The organism is Mycolicibacterium moriokaense, assembly GCF_010726085.1.
Lineage (GTDB): Bacteria > Actinomycetota > Actinomycetes > Mycobacteriales > Mycobacteriaceae > Mycobacterium > Mycobacterium moriokaense.
The window spans coordinates 994,178-1,014,565 of the sequence record NZ_AP022560.1; the positions used below are offsets into that span (position 1 = coordinate 994,178).

The 20,388-nt window shown below is 63.8% G+C and carries 20 protein-coding genes; 14 read left to right on the top strand and 6 right to left on the bottom strand.

Annotation, left to right across the window (positions count from 1 at the left end):
* Positions 1–10 precede the first annotated feature (10 nt).
* The 5 genes from G6N43_RS04780 to G6N43_RS04800 form a co-directional block, all read right to left on the bottom strand.
* On the bottom strand, positions 11–1,150 hold the full coding sequence (locus G6N43_RS04780; protein ID WP_083156589.1) for an acyl-CoA dehydrogenase family protein: 1,140 nt from the start codon (positions 1,148–1,150) through the stop codon (positions 11–13).
* Positions 1,147–2,310 carry an acyl-CoA dehydrogenase family protein gene (locus G6N43_RS04785; RefSeq protein ID WP_083156588.1) on the bottom strand — a complete coding sequence of 388 codons (1,164 nt, stop codon included), beginning with the start codon at positions 2,308–2,310 and terminating at the stop codon, positions 1,147–1,149. Before G6N43_RS04785 ends, G6N43_RS04780 begins: the two co-directional genes overlap by 4 nt.
* A gap of 2 nt (positions 2,311–2,312) precedes the next feature.
* Positions 2,313–3,887, bottom strand: a complete 1,575-nt coding sequence (locus G6N43_RS04790; RefSeq protein ID WP_163657990.1) for an AMP-binding protein — start codon at positions 3,885–3,887, stop codon at positions 2,313–2,315.
* Positions 3,888–4,138: 251 nt separating this feature from the next.
* On the bottom strand, positions 4,139–5,530 hold the full coding sequence (locus G6N43_RS04795; protein WP_163657992.1) for a wax ester/triacylglycerol synthase domain-containing protein: 1,392 nt from the start codon (positions 5,528–5,530) through the stop codon (positions 4,139–4,141).
* 31 nt (positions 5,531–5,561) lie between these two features.
* A complete protein-coding gene (locus G6N43_RS04800) occupies positions 5,562–6,560 on the bottom strand; it encodes an alpha/beta fold hydrolase (protein WP_083156583.1) in 999 nt (332 codons plus the stop codon).
* Between the two features lie 904 nt (positions 6,561–7,464).
* Between G6N43_RS04800 and G6N43_RS04805 the strand changes: the two genes are divergently transcribed.
* The 13 genes from G6N43_RS04805 to G6N43_RS04865 all read left to right on the top strand — a co-directional run bounded on the left by G6N43_RS04805 (position 7,465) and on the right by G6N43_RS04865 (position 18,171).
* Complete coding sequence (locus G6N43_RS04805) at positions 7,465–8,334, top strand: MlaE family ABC transporter permease (RefSeq protein ID WP_407664902.1); 870 nt, start codon at positions 7,465–7,467, stop codon at positions 8,332–8,334.
* Positions 8,331–9,212 carry an ABC transporter permease gene (locus tag G6N43_RS04810; protein WP_083156582.1) on the top strand — a complete coding sequence of 294 codons (882 nt, stop codon included), beginning with the start codon at positions 8,331–8,333 and terminating at the stop codon, positions 9,210–9,212. The genes G6N43_RS04805 and G6N43_RS04810 overlap by 4 nt, the downstream gene beginning before the upstream one ends.
* 21 nt (positions 9,213–9,233) lie before the next feature.
* Positions 9,234–10,289 (top strand): MlaD family protein, encoded by a 1,056-nt coding sequence (locus G6N43_RS04815; protein ID WP_083156580.1) that lies wholly within the window; start codon positions 9,234–9,236, stop codon positions 10,287–10,289.
* Entirely contained in the window at positions 10,286–11,287 is a 1,002-nt protein-coding gene (locus tag G6N43_RS04820) for an MlaD family protein (protein ID WP_083156579.1), read from the top strand. The genes G6N43_RS04815 and G6N43_RS04820 overlap by 4 nt, the downstream gene beginning before the upstream one ends.
* Positions 11,284–12,243 (top strand): MlaD family protein, encoded by a 960-nt coding sequence (locus G6N43_RS04825; protein ID WP_083156628.1) that lies wholly within the window; start codon positions 11,284–11,286, stop codon positions 12,241–12,243. The genes G6N43_RS04820 and G6N43_RS04825 overlap by 4 nt, the downstream gene beginning before the upstream one ends.
* Positions 12,213–13,334 carry an MlaD family protein gene (locus tag G6N43_RS04830; protein ID WP_110810517.1) on the top strand — a complete coding sequence of 374 codons (1,122 nt, stop codon included), beginning with the start codon at positions 12,213–12,215 and terminating at the stop codon, positions 13,332–13,334. Before G6N43_RS04825 ends, G6N43_RS04830 begins: the two co-directional genes overlap by 31 nt.
* Entirely contained in the window at positions 13,331–14,326 is a 996-nt protein-coding gene (locus G6N43_RS04835; protein WP_179967968.1) for an MlaD family protein, read from the top strand. Before G6N43_RS04830 ends, G6N43_RS04835 begins: the two co-directional genes overlap by 4 nt.
* On the top strand, positions 14,323–15,276 hold the full coding sequence (locus tag G6N43_RS04840) for an MlaD family protein (protein ID WP_083156577.1): 954 nt from the start codon (positions 14,323–14,325) through the stop codon (positions 15,274–15,276). The genes G6N43_RS04835 and G6N43_RS04840 overlap by 4 nt, the downstream gene beginning before the upstream one ends.
* A 32-nt stretch (positions 15,277–15,308) precedes the next feature.
* Positions 15,309–15,965, top strand: coding sequence for a hypothetical protein (locus tag G6N43_RS04845; RefSeq protein ID WP_083156576.1), 657 nt, complete (start codon positions 15,309–15,311; stop codon positions 15,963–15,965).
* 75 nt (positions 15,966–16,040) lie between these two features.
* Complete coding sequence (locus tag G6N43_RS04850) at positions 16,041–16,607, top strand: hypothetical protein (protein ID WP_275989440.1); 567 nt, start codon at positions 16,041–16,043, stop codon at positions 16,605–16,607.
* Positions 16,608–16,767: 160 nt separating this feature from the next.
* Positions 16,768–17,169 (top strand): hypothetical protein, encoded by a 402-nt coding sequence (locus tag G6N43_RS04855; protein ID WP_234810250.1) that lies wholly within the window; start codon positions 16,768–16,770, stop codon positions 17,167–17,169.
* Positions 17,170–17,204: 35 nt separating this feature from the next.
* Complete coding sequence (locus G6N43_RS04860; protein WP_083156575.1) at positions 17,205–17,555, top strand: hypothetical protein; 351 nt, start codon at positions 17,205–17,207, stop codon at positions 17,553–17,555.
* A gap of 55 nt (positions 17,556–17,610) precedes the next feature.
* Complete coding sequence (locus G6N43_RS04865) at positions 17,611–18,171, top strand: hypothetical protein (RefSeq protein WP_179967969.1); 561 nt, start codon at positions 17,611–17,613, stop codon at positions 18,169–18,171.
* A gap of 39 nt (positions 18,172–18,210) precedes the next feature.
* On the opposite strand, the gene G6N43_RS04870 is transcribed toward G6N43_RS04865, so the two are convergent.
* On the bottom strand, positions 18,211–18,843 hold the full coding sequence (locus G6N43_RS04870) for a TetR/AcrR family transcriptional regulator (protein ID WP_163657995.1): 633 nt from the start codon (positions 18,841–18,843) through the stop codon (positions 18,211–18,213).
* A gap of 229 nt (positions 18,844–19,072) precedes the next feature.
* Between G6N43_RS04870 and G6N43_RS04875 the strand changes: the two genes are divergently transcribed.
* Positions 19,073–20,380: a protoporphyrinogen/coproporphyrinogen oxidase gene (locus tag G6N43_RS04875; protein ID WP_083156571.1), complete on the top strand. Its 1,308-nt coding sequence runs from the start codon at positions 19,073–19,075 to the stop codon at positions 20,378–20,380.
* Positions 20,381–20,388 lie beyond the last annotated feature (8 nt).

Here is a 20,388-nt window from a genome sequence, read left to right on the forward strand (position 1 = left end):
TCTCGACACTTCACCGCAAGCCCAGTGAACCGCTGATGATTTCGCGCTGTATCTCGTTGGTGCCGGCGAAGATCGGCAACACCAGCGAGTGCTGGACATGGCTGGCCATCTCGTACTCGGTCGCGTACCCGTAACCGCCCATCATCTGCATGCCTTCCAGTGCAACCTGTTTGGCGATTTCGGACGTCTTGACCTTCGCCATCGACGTCAAGCGGGTGGTTACCGGATCAGGTCCCTTCTCGAGTCGTTCGGCCACCTCGTAGGTGAGTAGCCGTGCGCATTCGAGTTCGATGGCCAAGTCGGCAATGCGGTGACGCAGAACCTGGAACGAGCCGATCGTCGTTCCAAACTGCTTGCGCTCCTTGACGTAAGCGATGGTGTCGTCCAGCGCCCGCTGGGCCATTCCGATGCCGACCGCAGCTCCGACCAGGCGTTCACCGTCGAGACCCGCCATGATCTGCGGGAAACCGCGGCCGACTTCTCCGACCACGTTCTCCGCGGGGACGAAGCAATCCGTCAAGTAGATGTCGTTGACTTCACGGCCGCCGAGAGTGGATATCCGCCTCGTCTCCAGGCCTTCGGCGCTGCCGGGCACCTCAAAGATCGTCAACCCCGCATGTCGCTTCTCTTCGCGGCTGGTTCGTGCGACGAGCAGGATGCGTTCTGCCCGGTGCGCATAGGAGCACCACGTCTTCTGCCCGTTGAGCACCCAGCCGCCGCTGACCGGTTTGGCCGAGCAGGCGATGGCGGCCACGTCCGAGCCGGCGCCCGGCTCGGAGATCGAAATTGACATGATCGAACCCTGGGCGATCGCGCCCAGCGCGTCACGCTTCTGTTCCTCGGATCCGAACCGCTTGTAGCAGCCGGCGACCGTGGTGGTCGGCCCGAGCGCCTTTACCGGAGCCAAACCGCGGTACAACTCCTCGAACAGGATGGTCTGCTCGGTGTAGGTGCCGCCCGAGCCCCCATACTCCTCGGGGATCGCGATGCCGAGCCAGCCCAGATCGGCAAGTCGCTTGTAGAGGACGGCCGACTGATCTTCCTCGTCGGGATCCAGTATCGCTTCCCGCTGTTCCCGGGTGCCGCTCTCGCGGGCACAGAAGTCGCGGATGGCTTCTTGAAAGTCGCGCTGTTCGGTGGTGAGACTCATGCTTGCGGAAACCTTCGATTCGGGAACAAGCCGGCAGCCACGCCATTGCGCAAGACCGCCGGCGCACCGCCGGCGACGACGTTGGTGACACAATCGCGGTGGATTCGCTGGATCGCGAAATCCGTTGTGACGCCGTAGCCGCCGTGCAGTTCCATGGCTTTCAACGTGATCTGCGGCCCGATGGTGGCGCCGAACAGTTTGGCTTGGGTGACCTCGGCGAGCTTGGGGAAGCGACCGTCGATGGCCGTCGACGCCGCCCGGTAGGCCAGCAACCGCAGCCCCTCGATCTGCACCCACATGTCGGCCAGGCTGTGGTAGACCGACTGGAAGTCGATGATCGACTTGCCGAACGCCTCGCGCTGCTGAGTGTAGGCCGCCGCTTCGTCGTACGCGGCCTGGCTGAACCCGAGCCAGAACCCGCAGTTGTGCAGCCGTTCCAGGTTGAACGCGGTCATGAGCCGGGCGAACTGGCCAGGCCCGACGATGACGTTCTCGGCGGGTACCCGCACGTCGGTGAGGACCATCTCGCCGTGGTGCACGCCGCGATCACCGATGAAGACCGGACCCCGGCGCACCTGAACCCCGGGCATCGACGCTTCCACGACCACCGCGCCGATGCCCTTGGCGCCGGGCGTGCCGTCGAACCGGACGAACGTGGCATTGAGGTCGTTGACGTTGGATCCCGTCACAAAGCTCTTGTGCCCGTTGAGGATATAGCTGTCACCGTCCCGAACAGCCGTGGTGGCCAGGTGGGTCAGGGCTGAACCTGCGTCGGGTTCGGTCAGCGCGATGTTGCAGCCGCGCCGGCCCGCCACGATATCGCGCAGGTACTTGTCCTTGACGACCTCGTCACCGAGCAGAAACATCGACGGACCCGGTCCGCTGGTGCAAAACACCGGCTCCGGCGGCAGCCACGACTGTGCGTACCGGAAAAGCGCCTCCACCACGATCAAGTACTCGATGGCACCGCCACCTTGCCCGCCGTACTCAGTGGGCATCGCCACGCCGAATAGCCCCTCGGCGCCCACCCGGTCGAAGATGTCTCGGTAGGGTGCCTCATCGGAGGCATCCCAACCGCGAGCCTCGTCGGTGAACGATCTGCCTAGTTTCTCGGCCCGAGCCTGTAAATCCAGCTGCTCGGGAGTCAGAGTGAAATCCATCGTCAGCGTCGCTCCTGTCTGGACACGGTCAGATTCATCGCCTCGAAGTCGATTGTGGCGTCGGTGATCCCCGCCGCGCGGAGTCTATGCTTCATCACTCGCCCGACCCCGTTGCGGGGTAGCGCCTCGACGAACTCGACGTAGCGGGGGATGGAGAAGTACGGCAACGTCGTCTTGAAGAACTCGAAGAGATCGGCTGGGGCGATCGGTGATCCCGCCACGATGCATGCCTTGATATCGTCTTCACCCAGTGGGGACGGAACAGCGTGGACGGCCGACTCCACCACGTCGGGATGGCGATCGATCGCGGCTTCCAGCTCGAGGCTGGAGACGTTCTCACCGCGCCGCCGCAATGAGTCTTTCAGTCGGTCGGCGAAGGCGAACGCCCCGCTGGGCAGCCGGCGTCCGAAATCGCCGGTGTGGTACCACAGACCGCGGAACGCCTGCAACGTCGCCTCGGGCTGTTCGAAGTAGCCGTCGAACATCGCGTAGGGAGCCTTGGGCCGGAGGCAGATCTCGCCGGTCGCCTCGCCTTCCAGTACCCGCCCCTCGTCGTCGAGTAGGGCGACCTCCAGGTCGGGGGCCGCGATCCCGCAACCGTTGGGGTCCCGGTCCTTCGACGACAGCCCCGCCAACGCGGTGGGCATGCACTCGGTCTGGCCGAAGATATCCACCCAGGGCTCGACGCCGAACCGTGCCCGGAGGGTCTGCTGATCGTCCACCGAGAGCGGGGCGCACATGATCCGCCGCACCCTGTGGTCCCGGTCCGCGTCGGACGGCTCGGTAGCCAGGATGGCCCTGCCCATGGCGCCGACGGCGATCATCACCGTGGCACCGACCTCTCGGGCTTGTGGGAAGAATGCCTGCGCACTGAACGCGCTCCGCAGGTAGGCGGGAATTCCATACAGCAGCGGCAGGGTCACCGTCACCAGTTGCGCACCCGAGTGGAACAGCGGCAGCGCAGCGAAAAGCACGTCGTCAGAATCGATCTCGAGGGCGTCACCGATCAGTCGCGCGCTGCGAAGGTAATAGCCATGGCTGGCCACGCACCCCTTCGGCAGGCCTGTGGTTCCCGAGGTGTACAGGATTGACATCGTGCTGGCCGGGGTGAGCGCGGGCACCGGGGGTACGCCAGCATGGTCACGCAACGACGCATAGGCAACTTCGTCAGCCACAGGGTCATCGAGCATCACCGTGGTCCGCAGGTCCGGTAGTTGAGAGCGCAACGGCGCCACTGCTGCCCGACCGGCGGCATCGGTGATCAACACCGACGACCGTGACTGCCGTAGCTGGTGGATCAAGAACTCACCCTTGAGGTACGCGTTCAACGGTACCTGTGCCGCGCCCGTCTTAGCCAGGCCGAAAAACAACTCGAGGAGCTCGGGGCGGTTCGGCGCCAGCGTGGCCACCCGATCGCCGGAGCGCACACCCAGATCGGCGAAACCGGCCGCGAGACGCTCGGAGATGTAGTCCATCCCCGCGTATGTGTAGGAGACGTCATCCATGGCGCAGCAGACGTTGTCAGCCGCTGCGGCAGCACGGGCCCGGAGCAGGCCGACAATTACGTGACTCGTCATCTCAAAAATCACTATAGCGTTGCCCATGGCGTCGCGGAAGCCCCCGGACGAACGAGCGTTATGCGCTTCGACTTCCTGCGTCCGAAGTTCTACGGGCGTTTTCTCATGCTCAGACAGGGGGGGTGAGCGCGGCGCGGTGAACCATCGTTATCTTTCGATCCGTGGCATGGCTGCGGGGTCGGTGGCCTCGGCGCCTTTAACCCCTCACCGGAATCACCGGTGCGATCGGGGGGGATAGAGCGAGGCCACGGCTACGCGAGTGCCAGGATCTCGTCCAGACTCTCTTGCATTGACGCCCAGAGGAACTCGAGGTCGTCGAACACCTCACCGTCGGCGTTCATCGCGATGCAACACACACCGCAATGCGTGCACATCGCCGACGTCAAAACGGTACCGGGCAGCGGGGCGAACACGAACATCCGCTCGAATCGTGCGCCTGCCATGTACCGGTCTTCGGCGATGCCCGGCCACGAACTCGTTGTGAGGACGGCGCCGCCGACGGCGCCGAGGATGGCGGCCGCGATACCTGACGGGGTCCGGTTGAGGATCGGGGTGACGGCGCCAAGGAAGCCGAGCGCGGGCTCGGATCGAACACGATCCACTCGGTCGTGCATCGCACGGATCCGTTCCGCGGGATCCTCGATGCCCGACGGTACGAGGAAATAAGCTGCGGCGAAATCATTCCCGCCCATTGCGTCCTGCGCGGAGCGCATGGCCACGGGCATGGAAATCGGGATGTCTTGAAGATCCTCGCCTTTGGCAGCGCAGTAGCGTCGCAGCCCACCGAGCAGCGCGCTCACGAAGGCGTCGTTCAACGAGCCCCCGGCGGCTTTGGCGGCGCGTCGGAGATCGGCGAACTCGCATTCCATGGTGCCGAACCGCCACATTCGTCGAGAGCCACCGCGCAGGACCGCGGATGGATTCTTCGGCGGTGGGCCGGCCACCCGGGCCAGCGACGACACGTAGTCTGCGGTCGTCCGAAGATTTCTGACGGCGTGGCCGAGAACCCGACCGCCGCCCAGCAGCGCCTTGGGGACATCGGCTATCTGACGAGCGAGCTGCTGGGTGGTCACGTCGAGCGCACTATGGCGTTCAGGTGCACGCTCGGGCCGCGGCTTGTCCGGCTGATGTGCCCGACCCACGTTCAGGACCCGCGAATGCAGCCACGCCAGGGCGAGGCCATCCATGAACACGTGATGGGAATGCATGATGTAGGCCGCGCGGCCGCCTTCGAGTCCCTCGACGAGGTAACCCTCCCAGGGCGGCCGGGACCGATCGAGCGGCGTGAGTCCGATTGTCTGGGCGAGGTCCAGCAGCTGACGGTGCGTTCCCGGGCTGGCCAACGAAACCCGCCGCAAGTGGAAGTTCAGGTCGAACGATGGGTCGTCCTCCCACATCGACGGCCCCACCGGAATCACCGGATCCACCACCCGCTGAGCGAAGCGCGGAACTATTTGGACGAACCATTCGTGCGCCGCGTAGAGCCGCTTCCAGTCGGGGACACTGTCAAGAAGCTGGAGGACGACCCCGGACCACGCCCCTCCGGGGTGGCGGTCGGTTCGCCACATCAGTGCGTCCAACTCCGACAAGACCGGTTCGCGGCCCCAGTTGTCGAGTTCCGCCCACGACTGGTCCTCGATCATCCGGACTCCTTTCTCACCGTCCATCGTGTCGTCAAGCCGGGTTTTGACGACCGAGCCTCGACGGACCATTGCGGTCGGCGAAGCGGTTCGTCACTCGCCGACCTTGTTCATCGAGGTCGAGTTGCAATGGTTCGCCCGCCGGCCTGCCGTTGACCGGATCGTGGGAGAAGCTGGCTATGAGAGCAGCAGTTTCGATCGGTTGTTCGATCATCGCGCAGTGTCCGACGCGATCGAGGACCACCAAGCGGGCATCGGGAATCTCGGCCGCCAACCGCTGTCCGACGGACAGCGGGACGATACGGTCCTGGCGTCCCCACACCACCAGCGCCGGGCTGGGCACGGCCTGTGGTGTGGCCTGGTTGACTGCCTGAAATCCCGCCACCATCGTCGCGATGAAACCCGGAGATGCCATCCGTGGCACCAGCTCTTGGGCCAGTTGCCGCGTCACACAGCGGGGATGCGCGGTCGCGAGTGCGAAAAACGCGATCCGCAATGGCCCGTACCGAGCGATCGACCGCGGGACCGCGGGTATGCTGAACACCAGGTTGAAAACCCGAAACCCCACCTGCAGCGCCGTCAACCGTGCTTGACCGACGGTGTTGCCCCCGGAATCGATGAGCAACAGGCCGGCCACTCGGTCCGGGTGATCGCAGGCGGCCCGCTGGGCTACGAGTCCGCCCATCGAGTGACCGACCAGGGTTGCTGCAGCGATGCGCAGATGGTCGAGCAGTCCGACGACGGTCGCAACCTGTTCTGCGAACACGTCACCGGAAGCCACGGGTTCGGACTCCCCGAATCCCGCGAGATCGATCGCGATGATGCGGGTGTCCTTGGCGAGGACGGGGATGACGCGCAACCACCACTGCCACGCCGCCCCTTGACCGTGAATCAGTACTACCGGCGGGCCTGTACCGATGTCGACATAGTGGACACGTCGGCCATTTACCTCGGCGTCGTGGGCGTGACTGGACCAGTCAACCGTCTGCCAGCCGTGGTCGGCGGAATCCGGTGGGGTCGGGGCCGGTTGCATGCTCTTACCGCCGCGCAGCCAGGGTCGGTCGGCAGCGGACCGCCGCCCTATCACAGACCTTCGGACTCTCACTCGCGTCCACCCCCCCGGTCTATACCAATTTTGAACCGATCCGCATCAGAATAGCGAGGATGGTCCCGCCGTCAATCACTTTCGCGTGGTCGCTCTGGATACGGCACGGCGTCTGCGAGGGGGCTGCGGCACTGCAGCTCCCGTGCAGGCCGCCGGAGCCCTGGCCGGCAGGCAAGTGCCGATTCCTCCGGCCACCGCTGGTCCCCAGCGCACTGAAGGCGGCTCGCACACTGGTTGCTGGACGAATCTCGAGCGCCGCTGTGATCGAGAGCAAGGCGTTTGACAGCTGTGACTCAAGACACTACTCTGCTCATTCTGAGACGGCTCGACTTTTAAATATCGACGTCTCAAATATGGGCGGCCTGGTAGTGAAGACGTCCACGCAGACGGCGTAGACGACCGCTCGGTAGCGGCGAAGGGGTGAAATGGAGTGCCATATTGCGGCTCGCGCGAGGCGATCCGTTGAACACGGATTTGCTGGCGTCACCAAGGTGTCGGGCGGACGTTCGTTGTTCACGCACAAATCTCCGGTCGCAAGGTAGAGCCGACCGTCACGACACCGATCAGGTGGAAGGACCAATCAACGGTCGCGCGACGGCGAGCATCGGTCGGTGACAAATGGCCGGTCGCAGGGTGGCAGTCGGCGGGGTGGTCGAGGTCGGGTCCTGAACGGGTACCGGCATTGCCGTCGGGCACGTGATCGGCGGAGTTCTTCGTCGGCAGGATTCGCCCAAGAGTGGACGCCTAAGAGTGGACAAGGGAGTCAGATGTACATATCGCACGAGTTCGGGGAACGACGTCGAGCGCTGCGGCACCCCGGCGGGGTGCCGTGATCGCCACCGCTCGCCAGGATCGCCTGTCCCTGCCCGCGATACCGGCGCTCCTGTGGGTCAGCTTTCGCAGGAGAGCCTCGCGGGTAGCCGCGGTACCGGTGCGCAGCGTGGCGACAACCGGGCGGGGTGTGCTCATGGCGGCCGCGGTGCTGCGATACGCCATCACGGACACCCTGTCGTTACGCCTCCCGTTCGGTGAACTGATCGTCCAGGCCTGGACGCTGTTCAAGGTGACCGCGACACCGGCGGTGCTCATGGCAATTCCGATCGGCGCCACCGTGTCGGTCGAAGTCTCTGGTCTTGTCAATCAGCTCGGCGCCAGCTCTCTTGCCGGCACTGCCAGTGCGGTAGGTGTGCTGCGGCAAGGGGCGCCTATCACCGCCGGCCTGTTGATGGGTGGCGCCGCCGCGTCGGCCATCGCGTCCGACCTCGGGGCCAGGGCGATTCGTGAGGAACTCGACGCGCTTCGTTCACTCGGCGTTGATCCGGTGCGGCGTCTTGTGGTGCCACGCTTTCTAGCGCTCATCCTCATCGCACCCGTGCTGTGCGTGATCATCATCGCATCGGCCGTCGCAGCCGCTTTCATTCTCGCGGTGACTGTGAGCGACGTGACCTCCGGCAGCTTCTGGATGACCTTCGGCGCATTCGCGAAAACCGTTGACGCATGGTTCGCGATCGGCAAGACGGTCATCTTCGGCGCGATTGTCGCCGTGATTTCCTCGCTGCGTGGAATGGAGGCCAAGGGCGGCCCGCGAGGTGTTGCCGACGCAGTGAATTCATCGGTGGTACTGAATACCGTCAGCATTGTCGTCGTGAACCTCGCGATCACTCAGTTGCAGGCGATGTTCTTCCCCATGGAGGTCTCATGACGGCACCCTCTTTGGCGAACCCGGGCCGGACCGCGACGCCGTCGAAACAGTTCGCCGCTTTGGTCGCGGTGCGATCGAAAGTTGGTGCGCCGTTCACAACGGTTGGCCAGTGGGTGACGTTCATCGCACTGACGCTGTGGTTGTTGCCGGTGACCGTACGCCGGTATCGGCGGCAGACCCTCCAGGAGATGAGCAGCCTGGCGTGGGGGCGGGGTGCCATCATCGTCGACGGCGGCGTGGTCAGTGTGCTGACAATATTGGGTGTCGCGATCGGCGCGTCGATTGCCATCGAGGCCTTCGGGACGCTGAATCTGCTCGGCCTGGGAGCACTGTCCGGGATCGTCGGCGGTCTGGTCAACGTCCGGGAGATGGCGCCTCTGGTCGCCGGGATCGCCTTCGCGACGCAGGCGGGTTGCCGGATGACCGCCGAGATCGGCTCGATGCGGATCTCTGACGAGATCGACGCTCTCGAAGCAATGGGCCTGCGGTCGATTCCGTTCGTGGTGGGTACCCGCCTTGTCGGCGGAATGCTCTGCGTGGTACCGGGTTTCCTACTAACGTTGGTAGTCAGCTTCTATGTTTCCAACACCGTGATCCGGGTTTTCCACGATCAGCCGGGCGGAACCTACCAGCACTACTTCGTGCAGTTTCTGCCGGCGACGGACATCGCGTACTCGCTTCTCAAAGCCAGTGTCTTCTGCGCCGCCGTCATTCTGATTCATTGCTACTACGGATATTTCGCATCGGGCGGACCGGCCGGTGTCGGGGCCGCGTCCGGGCGCGCCGTTCGGGCAAGCCTCGTGGTGATGATGGTGTTGAATGTGATGCTCACAATCGCGTTGTGGGGACTGAAGCCGGAATTCGTTTTCAAGGGATAGGTGACTACGGTGTTGTTGCGAATGTCTCCGGAGGCCGAGGCGCGGGCGTTCACCATCGTTGGTGTCGCGGTGGCGCTCTGCGTCGCCGTGGTAGGCCTACTCGTCGTGCTGGAGCCATTCAACCGCCGTCCAGTCGACCAGGTCTCCATGGTGATCGACACACCATATGTCGGCCAAGGGGTTTCGGTGGGAACGGCGATGATGCTGCACGGGGTCAAAGTGGGACAGGTTTCGGGGATATCGAGTCGGCCCAGCGGTGGTGTGCGGCTCGGTGTCGACTTCCAGGCCGGACCCACCACCGGCCTGACCGACGCGATGGGTATCGACTTCCGGCCCGCGAACTACTTCGGTGTGACTGCCATCAATGTGATTCCGACCGCCGGCGGCCAGGTGATCAAGGACGGAATGACCATCGATCTGGTGCCTCGCGGGAACTTCACGCTGGAAACGTTGCTGTCCGATCTCAAAGACCTGACCGGAGGGGTGATCACGACGCAGCTGATCGAGGTGGTCGAGCGCACCACGCGATACACCGATGCCCTCAACCCGCTGTTCGAAACCATGGTGATCGCCGCCGACGCGATTACCGAGGTCCAAACGGTCTCTACTGCACAACTTTTGACCAACGCTACGGGGGTAAGTGTGGCACTCCCCGGGTTCGTGGAGGCGGCCAGCAGCGCCGTCGACGACTTCGCCCATTCCGGGCTGACGCGGTTCTTGGCGTCCGGGCCGGGCGGCGCCGTTGCCGGTGAGCCCATCTCCGAGGAGTTCTGGCAGAGCAGACATGTCGGGACGCTCGAGATGGTCACCACCTCGTTCTTCGCGAAGGTCGGCACACTGGTGTCGAAACACGTCGAGGATCTCCTGCCGGCGGTTCAGATGGTGCAGACGCTCAGCGACACCGTGCCCGGCGTCGTCACGCCGCCCGGCGTCGCTGACAGCCTGGTGGAACTACGGACGCGACTGGAAAAGCTCTACGGCGGGACGCCCGAGCAACGCGCCTTACAAGTGCACATCGTCCTAGACAACATTCCCGGTGTGGCGGCGCCGCTCGCGGCTATGGGAGTTCCGCAGTGAAGCCGTGGGGAGCGTTGTGGAGATTCGCCGTGGCCTCGGTCGTGGGGGTCCTGCTGTTCATCTTGATCGCAAATGTCCTGCGGCAACCGGTTGCCGCCGAGACACGTTCGTACACAGCACAATTCACTGATGTTGCCGGCTTGCACCTCGACGCCGACGTGCGCGTGCGAGGGGTGCGGGTCGGCAAGGTCAAGTCGATGGAGCTGGTGCGCAAGGCAGGCCAGAGCCTGGCGACCGTCGAGTTCAGCCTCGACAAGCAGTACGCGGTGGTGCCGGCGACGCGGCTGGCCATCAAGTATCAGGCGTTGACCGGGCTTCGTTATCTCGACATCGTCGATCCCGCCGAGCAGGCCCCGGAACACGATGTGGTGACTGAGGTACCGCTGAGCATGACGCAGCCCTCCTTCGACATCACCAGGTTGTTCAACGGGCTCCAGCCGGTTCTCGCGACGTTGAGTCCCGAAGATATCGACACCTTCACCGACAACGCCGCGACGCTGCTCGCCGGAGACGGCAGTGGATTGGGGCCGATGCTCGAGAGTATTCATACCCTGACCGAGTTCGTCTCAGATCGGCAACAGGTCGTCGCAACCTTGATGGGAAATCTCAACGCGATCGCGGACACGTTCGGGGGACACTCGAGGGACTTCGTTCAAATGTTGGATTGGCTGAACCGGCCGTTGGACGCGGCGATCCGAATCATTGACGAGTTCCGGAAGTCTGAACTGTACGGACCCGGGTTCACCAGCCCCATAGTGCGGCTCTTGCACAATGTGGGGCTTCAACCGGGTGCCGACATCGCCGACGGGCTCGACCGGGCCGTCACCGTATTCGACGACTACAGCGATGCGTTCAAGAGGGTGCCGGTCATGTGGGACAACCTCGAGCCGGCGATGCCACCGGATGTCCCACTACCGTGCGCGCGCGGCCGCGCTCAATTACCCGAGTCGCTGGACGTTCTGCTGAATGGGCAAAGGGTGGTCTTGTGCAATCGATGAATTTCCTGCGCAATCCGACATTGTGGGGTGTGGGCGCCCTCGTGATGGTCGTCGTGCTGGCCCTGACGGCTACCGTTCTCTACGTCAGCCCGCCGGGACAAAAGACCGTGGCCTTCTACACCGATGACGCGGCCTCGATCCGCCCGGGCGACACTGTGCGGATTGCGGGCATCACGGTCGGCAAGGTGGAGGACCTGTCGGTCGAGCCGAACCAGGTACGGGTCCGCGCGAAGGTTGACAACGAAGCATTCGTCGGAGACAAGTCGCATGTCGAAGTCCGGATGCTCACGGTGGTCGGCGGATACTACGTGAATCTGATTTCACTGGGAGACGATCCGCTCGGCTCGAATACTATCCCGGTGGAACACGTGACAATGCCGTACAGCCTCGTACGTACGTTGACCGACGCCACGAAGATCACCGAACGGGTAGATCCCAAGCCGATCAACCAGTCACTGGACGAACTGCAACAGGGCCTCACCGGCGCGAACGTGAGCACACTTTCGGCGCTGCTTGACGCCGGAAACAGCCTCACGGAAACGATCGACAGGCAGCGCGGACAGATCTCGTCGATTCTCGACGTCTCCGACGAATACATTGAGGGACTGGCCAACTACAAGGATGGGCTTCGTCAGCTCGCCCTCAAGGCTGCCCTCGTCGAACAGATACTGGTGCTGTACGGCAAGGGTTTTGGTGGTGCCTTGATGGGCATCGGCAAGGTCGTCGAATCTCTCTCCCCGGTTGGCGCATTCTATTTGGACCATCGTGACGAGTTTCTCGCCAAGATCCGCGAATGGCAGGACCGGGTACGAAGGTGGGTGGACAACAACAGTCGAATCGTTCCGAGACTGCGTCGGATACGAGATAAGATCGACCGCGTCCTGGATGCGCAGAACGCACGCCCGGAGCTGCTCGCCACCGACGTATGCATACCGATGCCGGGGAGCCCATGCTGATGATTGTTCGGATGGTGCGTAGAGCGGCCCGCGTCGCGGTTACACTGCTGGTGTCCGCGGGTGTCGTCGTGGTGGCGTCCTCGTGCGGCGCAGTCGGTGCCGGGCAACGAATTGCCTACTGTGCGATCATGCCCGACAGCGTCGGGTTGTATGTCGGCAACCCGGTCACCCAGATGGGATTCCAGATCGGTGAGGTGACGTCTATCGTTCCCAGCCCGACCTCCGTGCGAGTGGACTTCCTGGTCGGCGACCGGTCGCTTCCGTCGGACGTCAAGGCCGTAATCCGATCGACGTCGATTCTCGCCGACCGTTCGCTGGAACTGGTCGGCAACTACGGGGGCGGCCCCCAACTGGAGGCAGACACCTGCATCCCATTGAACCGGTCCGCCACACCGAAGACCTTGTCGGAGGTGATTGGTTCGGCAACAACGTTTCTCAACGCAATCAATCCCGCCGACTCGACGAACATCGGCGGTACGGTGGCCGGGATCGATGAACTGGCGCGCGACAACGGCGCTCGAATGAACCAGCTCCTGGTCAGGTCGTCGAGCTTGCTCGACAGCCCAGATCGGGCGATCAGCGATATCGGGTCCATCGTCGACAACCTCGCCGAGTTGACCACGACGGTCAGCGAAGTGCGGGGTCCGATCAAGCAGGCCCTGTTGGACGCGCGCATGACCATGCCGGATCTGCAGACCGCGGTCGAGGGTGCTGCACTGCTCGCCAACAACCTCGCCCCGTTCTTGAAAGCGCTGGCCGACATCGAAAACAACTTGGGTGACGAGACGCAGATAACCCTGGACTCGGTCAGCGCTGCTATGCGCAAGGCGACTCCGCACGCGAACGCCTTTGCGGATCTGCTTAATCCGGTGCCCTGGTGGATCAACAACCTGGCCAACCACTTCAACGGGCGCCAGTTCAACATCGCCTACCGGCCGCCGCTGTACCGGATTCCGGAACGTAACGGGTTGGCCCTCTGCGGTCTGATGAACGCCCAGGTGCCGGGCAGCTGCGCCGATGTGCACGGCCAGCCGTACGCGGTAGATGTCGCGCTGCTTCAGTTCGTGCTCATGCAAGCGAGTCAGCGATGAGCCGCCGGCTACGATCGGCGGTCGTCGCGGCCGCAGCTGCCGTCCTGCTGTCATCGTGTGCGTCGATCACGGTTGATTCGCTGCCGCAGCCGGACAACGCCGACCGGGGCGGCTACGACATCGTGATGGAATTCGCCAACGTGCTGAACTTGCCCAACCGGGCGAAGGTGGTGCAGGACGGCACAACCGTAGGTGTCGTCACCGACATCAACCTTCGCGGCGCTCATGTCGACGTCACGTCGCGGATCGATTCCTCGGTTGTGGTGCCCGGCGACGTCCATGCCACTCTGCAGCAATCGACTGTATTGGGTGACACATACGTGGCACTCGAACGTGCTCAGCCTGAGAGCTCTGCCCAACCGTTGGGCCCGAGCGGACGAATCCCTCTGGTGCAGACCACATCTCCTCCCCAATTGGAGGATACGATCGCCAACTTGTCCAACTTCGTTGCAAGTGGGTCGATCCAACGCATCCAGAACACGATCATCCATCTCAACAACGTGGTGCCACCACAGCGTGAAGAACTCCGCGCACTGGTGACGCGTGTGGCGACTGATCTGTCGGATTTGTCCGCCAACATCGACCTAGTCGACAAATCGCTCGACGGCTTGGCGGGAACCGCAAGTGTCATGGCCAGCTATATCCCGGCGTATGACTTCATCTTCTCGCCGGAGGGCGTGCTGGCCATCGACCGCGGTTCGCGCGTCGGTAGCTACATGGGAACGGTGCTTCCCTCGATCGGCAGCGTCTACGGGGGTGGGTTCTGGCTGGTGCCGCTGCTGAACTCGCTGGCCGACGCGACGGGCGCCGTGCAGCAGACCAAGTGGGCAGTCGAAGACGAGGTGCCCGCGTGGCGGCGACTGTTCACCGATTTCTTCCTTCCGGAACACAAGTACCCGGCGATCAACATCACGTCGATCGTCGGACCTGACGGGCGAGAACTGTCGGGCAACGTGCAGGATGTACTTCGAATGCTGGGAGCAACCCCATGAAGCTGCGGGATATCCTCTCATTCACGGTGTTCGGACTGATCACCGCCTTCGCGATCAGCTATATCGGGTCATTTGGTGTCCGGGTGGGGCCACCGGAGCACCGCACGAACCTGTCGATGTCGGTGCCCGACATCAACGGTCTGGTGGCCGACGCTAGCGTGCTGTTGCGCGGCGTGGCTGTGGGCAAGGTGACCCGGATCGAGTCCGCGGTCGACCATGCGACCGTTCACTTCTACGTCGACGGCGCGTACCCCATTCCCGTCGACAGCGATGTGCGGCTCGACAATCTGTCCGCACTCGGGGAGGCCTACATCGGTCTGCTCCCGCGTACCGACACCGGTCCCGTCCTGCAGGACGGCCAACACATCGCAACCGAGGCGGTGCACGTGCCGCCGGCGATCTCGGAGCTGGCGACCAGCGTTGTCAGGGTGCTCGACCAACTCGACCCCGATCAGCTCCAGCGGATCATTGGCGAAGCCGACACCGCTCTGCCGGATCCCAAGCAGGTACTACCGAACCTGGAGCGGGCGAGCCTGGTGCTGCGCAACATGGCAGACAGCAGAAACGGCCGAGGACAGCAGGTCCTTGAGAACTTCCAGACACTCCTGAGGAACGCGTCCTGGGCTGGGCCGACACTTGCCGATGTGGCACCGCGCCTTCGAGACACTGGAGAATACGCGCAGTCGATGATATCCGGCATGTCCCTCGTCGTGATCGACAACAATCCGGAGCACATGGCGCGCACGGGAGATCTGCTCGATCGGATCCAAGGATTCCTGGATGACCGAGGACCCGACATCAAGGTCCTGGCGCAAGCGCTGCTGCCAAAATTTCACGGAATCGGGGGCGCACTCATGAATTTCGACACCGCACAGATTTTGGAGAACGCGTTGGCCGCCACTCCCGAAGACGGCGCGATCACTTTGCACGTCACGATTCCGGAAAACTAGATCCGAGCGTCCGAACACTGGAGGAGACCACGATGCCGTTGACTGACGATGAAGTTGAGGCTGTGTCCGCCGACATCGGCGACGCCGCCGAGCCGACGACCGACCTGGATTCCGGCCCGAAGCGCGCCGTCGAAGGTGAGGCCGCCGATCCGGCGGTCGAGGCGGGGCGTAAACGGGTGTCGGTCTCCTTGCGCGCACTGGTGCTGGCCGCCGTGATAGTCGTGCTGGTGGGCGCGGTCGGTGTGCTGGCCTGGCTGTACATCGGCGTGCGCGGACAACTGGCCGCGCAAGCTCGAGAAACGAGCAACAACAACCATGCCGAGGAGGTCGCCCTCGACTACGCGGTGAACGCTGCGAATATGGACTTCCGGGATCTGAATGCTTGGAAGACCAAGCTGGTGAGCGGCACCTCTCCCGAGTTGAAGGACAAGCTCACGGAGGCGGCAGACTCGATGGAGCAGATTCTTGTTCCGCTCCAGTGGAATTCCACGGCGAAGCCGTTGGCGGCGAAGGCGCGGACGGATGTCAACGGGATCGTGGTCGTCGATGCGTTCGTCAACGTGCTCACCAAAACGATGCAAGCGCCCGACGGACTGCAGTCCACTGCCACCTACAGCATCACTCTCGACAGAAACAATAACTGGCAGATTACCGATGTCGGCGGAATCGATGCCGCGCTGAGGAAGTAGAGATCGGTGGTGGGCAGTATGGGCATTATTGCGTGGGCACGTCGACTATTGGCTGCCCTTGCCGTTCCGGTGGCCATGGGTGCCGGCTGCGTCGGAATCGCCGGAGCCGACCCGGACCCCGAGTACGATGCGGCCGCGATCTACCACAACCCTGAGCCGTTGCCCGTGGTGGTTCCCGTCCCCGACGACTGGCAGCCCAGGTTTCCGTTTCCTTTCGATCAGACCCAGCACGAGGTCACGGATGCGGAGATCAACGCCGAGCGCGAAATGTGCCAATGGTTCAATGCGCAGTACGACATCTTGCGACACCAGATCCAAGGGCTCAACAACAGGCTGATCCGAGCAAATGGGCATTTCGATGCCGACGGGATCCAGCACGACGCCGATATCGTGACGGCCAATATCGATCAGTCGATGGAATTCCTCACACCGCGCGTGCAATTGCTCACCCAAAGTCACGACCGTGCCGGCGACCTCTACTTCCCGCTCTATCAGGGTGACAGCTTCTATGGGCTCTGGCAGCAGCTGTTCAACGTCAGCAACGGGATCAAGGCCCGCCAGCCGACCTGGTTCACCGGTCCCTCCTACCAGCGGGTGCTGCACTGGGGCAGCAAGATAAATCGGTCTCATGTGTGCCGCTGATCTCCATCACGACGAGACGGCGCCGCACCGCACACTTACCGGCGGTGGCCCGCTGAGGGAGGAAAACCACGTGCTCAACGCCGGGCGGGTTCGACGCTGCATCCGGGTGGTACGCAGAATCTCTGCGGTAGCGCTGCCGATTGTCGGCGCCGGCACTCTGGTGGCCCCATTGGCGGCCGCCGATCCCCCGACCGATCTTTCGCAGGCAGTGGTTGCGTTGCGGGGTTCAGCGCAATGCGGACCGCTGCGCTACGACCCGACGGTGGAGCATGCCGCGGAGATCGTCAATCGATCGACCTACGAATACCTCAGACACACCGCAATCAACGTTCCGATCGAAGACGCCCAGCCGACGGCGATCCTGAAGGATCTCGGCATCGACACCGACAGGATATTGTCGCTCAAGGGGGCAGGACACAACGGACCGGATGCGATCAAGGGAGTGATGCTCGAAGGTCGCGACGCGATCCGTGATTGTTCCTACACAGATTTCGGCGCCAGCTTCCTGTACGAGGAACAGACGGGATTCACTCTGGCCACCGTTGTGCTGGTCGGGAGGTAGACATGCGACGTTTTGCAAGCATAACCGCATGCTGGATGGCGGTCGGTGCCCCGGCGCTGATCTCTTCGCCAGCGGCCTGGGCAGACGACGTCGTGACCTACGAGGTGGTTTCGGACCACGTCGGCATGGCGAATATCGAATACCAAGACGCCGCGGGCAGGATATCGATCCCCGGCGCTGCGCTTCCGTGGCGATTCGACGCGGTGGTTCCGGCGATGGGCGCCCCGCCGCCGGCAGGTAGCCAGGTGCGCGCAGATTGGCGGCCCAGTGCCGCACCGGGACGATGGGTGACGGTGCGAATCGTCTCGCGCGGAAAGGTGATCTGCCAAAGCACGCTCGATATCGGAGACGCGGCGTGTTACGGCATTACGCGGCGTGTCACGTAATGCCCGGTCGCGATCGGACGCAACGGCGGCCGGTGACAATGTGGGAGGTGGAACCATGAATCGGCTGTTTAGCGCCATCGCGGTTGTCGGTGGGTTGATGGCGGCGTCCGGCAACGTGGTGAGCGCACAGGCGGACCCGGCAACCGCGGAAGCGGCGCCAGACCCCTTCCCTGACATTCGTTACTACGACCAACTGGACGCGAGCGGTTTCGTCCTTCCGGGCGGGGTGTGGTTCGTGGCGCCGACGGGGCAGAGCTGCGGCATCTGGGGTCGGGGCAACTTCGGTTGCTCCGGTGCGATCCCCGGTGCTCCGCCGGGCACGAACCATATCGGCTGGATCAACGGGGATCGAGCGGTCCACTACGACTGGACTATGGCGGTCCGGTTCCCTGCCACCCAGGCGCAGCAGCCGCTGCCGCCGCGCAGCAAGATCACCCACGAGGGGACAACCTGCGCGGTCACACCGGACCTGCGGACGTACTGCACCCGCGGACCCCTGCGCTTCGTCATCGAACCGACCAAGACATGGCTATCGGCTCCCTGGATGGACCTGAGTTGGATGCAACTCGGCCCGGCCTCGTGCAGTCCGCCGGGCGGAGGGCCCTGCTACAGCTGACCTGCCGGGCGTGCACCGGGAACCGAGCGGTCTGCCGGGTCAGACCGGGCGTGTTCCGACCGCCTTGCGTCCGGATTTGCGTTGGGTGGGTCGAGCCTGTTGCGCGCCGCCGTCGAGGTGCTGCAAGCTCGCCAACACCATGCCGGTGAGCATCTCGTCGAGTCCCGAAGTGTGCAGTGCCTGAACTGGCCAAAACGCAACAGAGTCCATCAAACCGTGGGTGGCGTGGACGGCGGCAACGAGTTTCGCGCGGGAGTGGCCTGGATAGCAGGCATCCAGACATCGCGTCCAGCGGTCGATGTACCGGTTGATCCGCACCCTCAGCCTCGACCGAAACTCCGCAGGGATGGAATTACGTTCTCTGGTCCACACGCTCATCAACTCGCGATCCGCGAGCACTTGCTGGACGTGTCCATGCACGAGATGATGGAGTTCCTGGTGGGGGTCGTCGAACTCCCCGCCCGTCGCTATCAGCACCCGGTCGATCGCCTCGTCGAGCAGGGTGAGCAGGATCTCGTCCTTGCCGCTGAAATACCGGTAGATTGCCGGGCCGGACACCCCCGCGCGTTCGCCGATGAGATCTACTCCCACACTCCCGAATCCGCGTTCGTGAAAGAGATGCATCGCGGTACGCAGGATGCGTTCGGAACGCTCCTTGCGGGTCGAGGACATCGCACCACGGTACCGCACCGGGTTAGACCGACGCGGTTCGCTGCGCGAGGACAATCGCAGGGTGACGGAGCCAGTGAGGCCGGGTACGACGAGCCAGGAGCGGTCCGCCATATCGCCGCACCCGACCGTAGCGGAACGGTGGATATTTAGCGAGGCGGTAACAACAGCCTCGAAAACATAAGTTTTGGTGCCGGTTGTGAACGATCGCTAATCATCGTAGGTTATCACCATGGTGCGGCGGGCAGCGGTCGTCGGCGCGGGGTTGAGCGGGTTGACCGCTGGCTATCGACTCCAGCAGGCCGGGTGGCACGTTGATGTATTCGAGTCTGGTGACGTGGTGGGCGGCCGTGTTCAAACTGTCCGCTCGCACGGTTACGCCATCGATACCGGAGCCTCCGCGCTGGGGTCGACCTATCGCAGCTACATCGCACTGGCCACCGAGTTGGGGCTCGAATTGCGGCCAACCGCACCATATATCGGTATTCGACGGTCCGGGACCACCCACTTTCTGGACATGCGCCACGCGGTCCGATCGGGGGTGACGACGCAGCTGCTGTCGCGCGGCGCGAAGATGCGGGTGCCGCGCCTGGCTGTCGACGTCGCACTGGCTAAAGCCCGCGGCTGGTTGGACTACAGCGATATGGGTAAGGCGGCGCCGCTGGACACCCAGAGCGTGCGCGACTACGCGGTGCGAGTGTTGAACGCCGAGGTCGATAGCTACTTGTGCGAGCCGATCGTGCGCACGATGCTCATCGCCGACACGGACAAGGTCTCCAAGGTTGAATTGTTCTCCGGAATCGCCAACATCTTCGCGGCCAAGGTCCTTTCGGTCGTCGGCGGACAGGGCCGCGTGCCGGAGACATTGGCCGAGCGGCTCGATGTGCGACTACGCGCGCCCGTTACCGAAGTCCGGCGCACTCCGCGCGGGGTGGAGGTGACCTGTCAGGGGACCACCTCGGTCTATGACGGATGCGTCGTGTCCTGCCCGCTGCCGCAGGCCTTCGACATCTGTGTCGACGACCGGGAGGCGCTCGGGCCGCTGCGGAGTGTGCTCGGCTACACGCAGTGCGTAAGCGTAGCGGTGGGGACCTCGCGGCCGCCGGATTGCCCGGCCGGCACGGTGCTGTTCCCTTCGGTCGAGGACGCCGATATCGCGCTGATGTTCCTCGACCACAACAAGGCGCGCGACCGGGCCCCGTCCGGTCACGGCCTGCTGAGCTGTCTGTGGGAAGCCGGCGCGTCGGAGCGGTCGATCGACGCGCCCGACGACGCGCTGGTGGAGCGCACACTGGCAACGGTGTTCGAGGTGTTTCCGGAATTGCGCGGCACAGTCGATTTCACGCACGTCACGCGTTGGAGGCAGGCGTTGCCGTTGACGCGCATCGGCGCCTATCAGGAGATCGGACGTCTCGACGCGGCGCTCGACCGGCGCTCGCTCGTACAGTACGCGGCTGATTTCATGTCGGCCGCCGGGCAGAACACCGCGGTGGAGTTCGGCGGCCGCGCGGCCAGTAACCTGATCGCGCAAGCGGTCTGAGTCGCTCG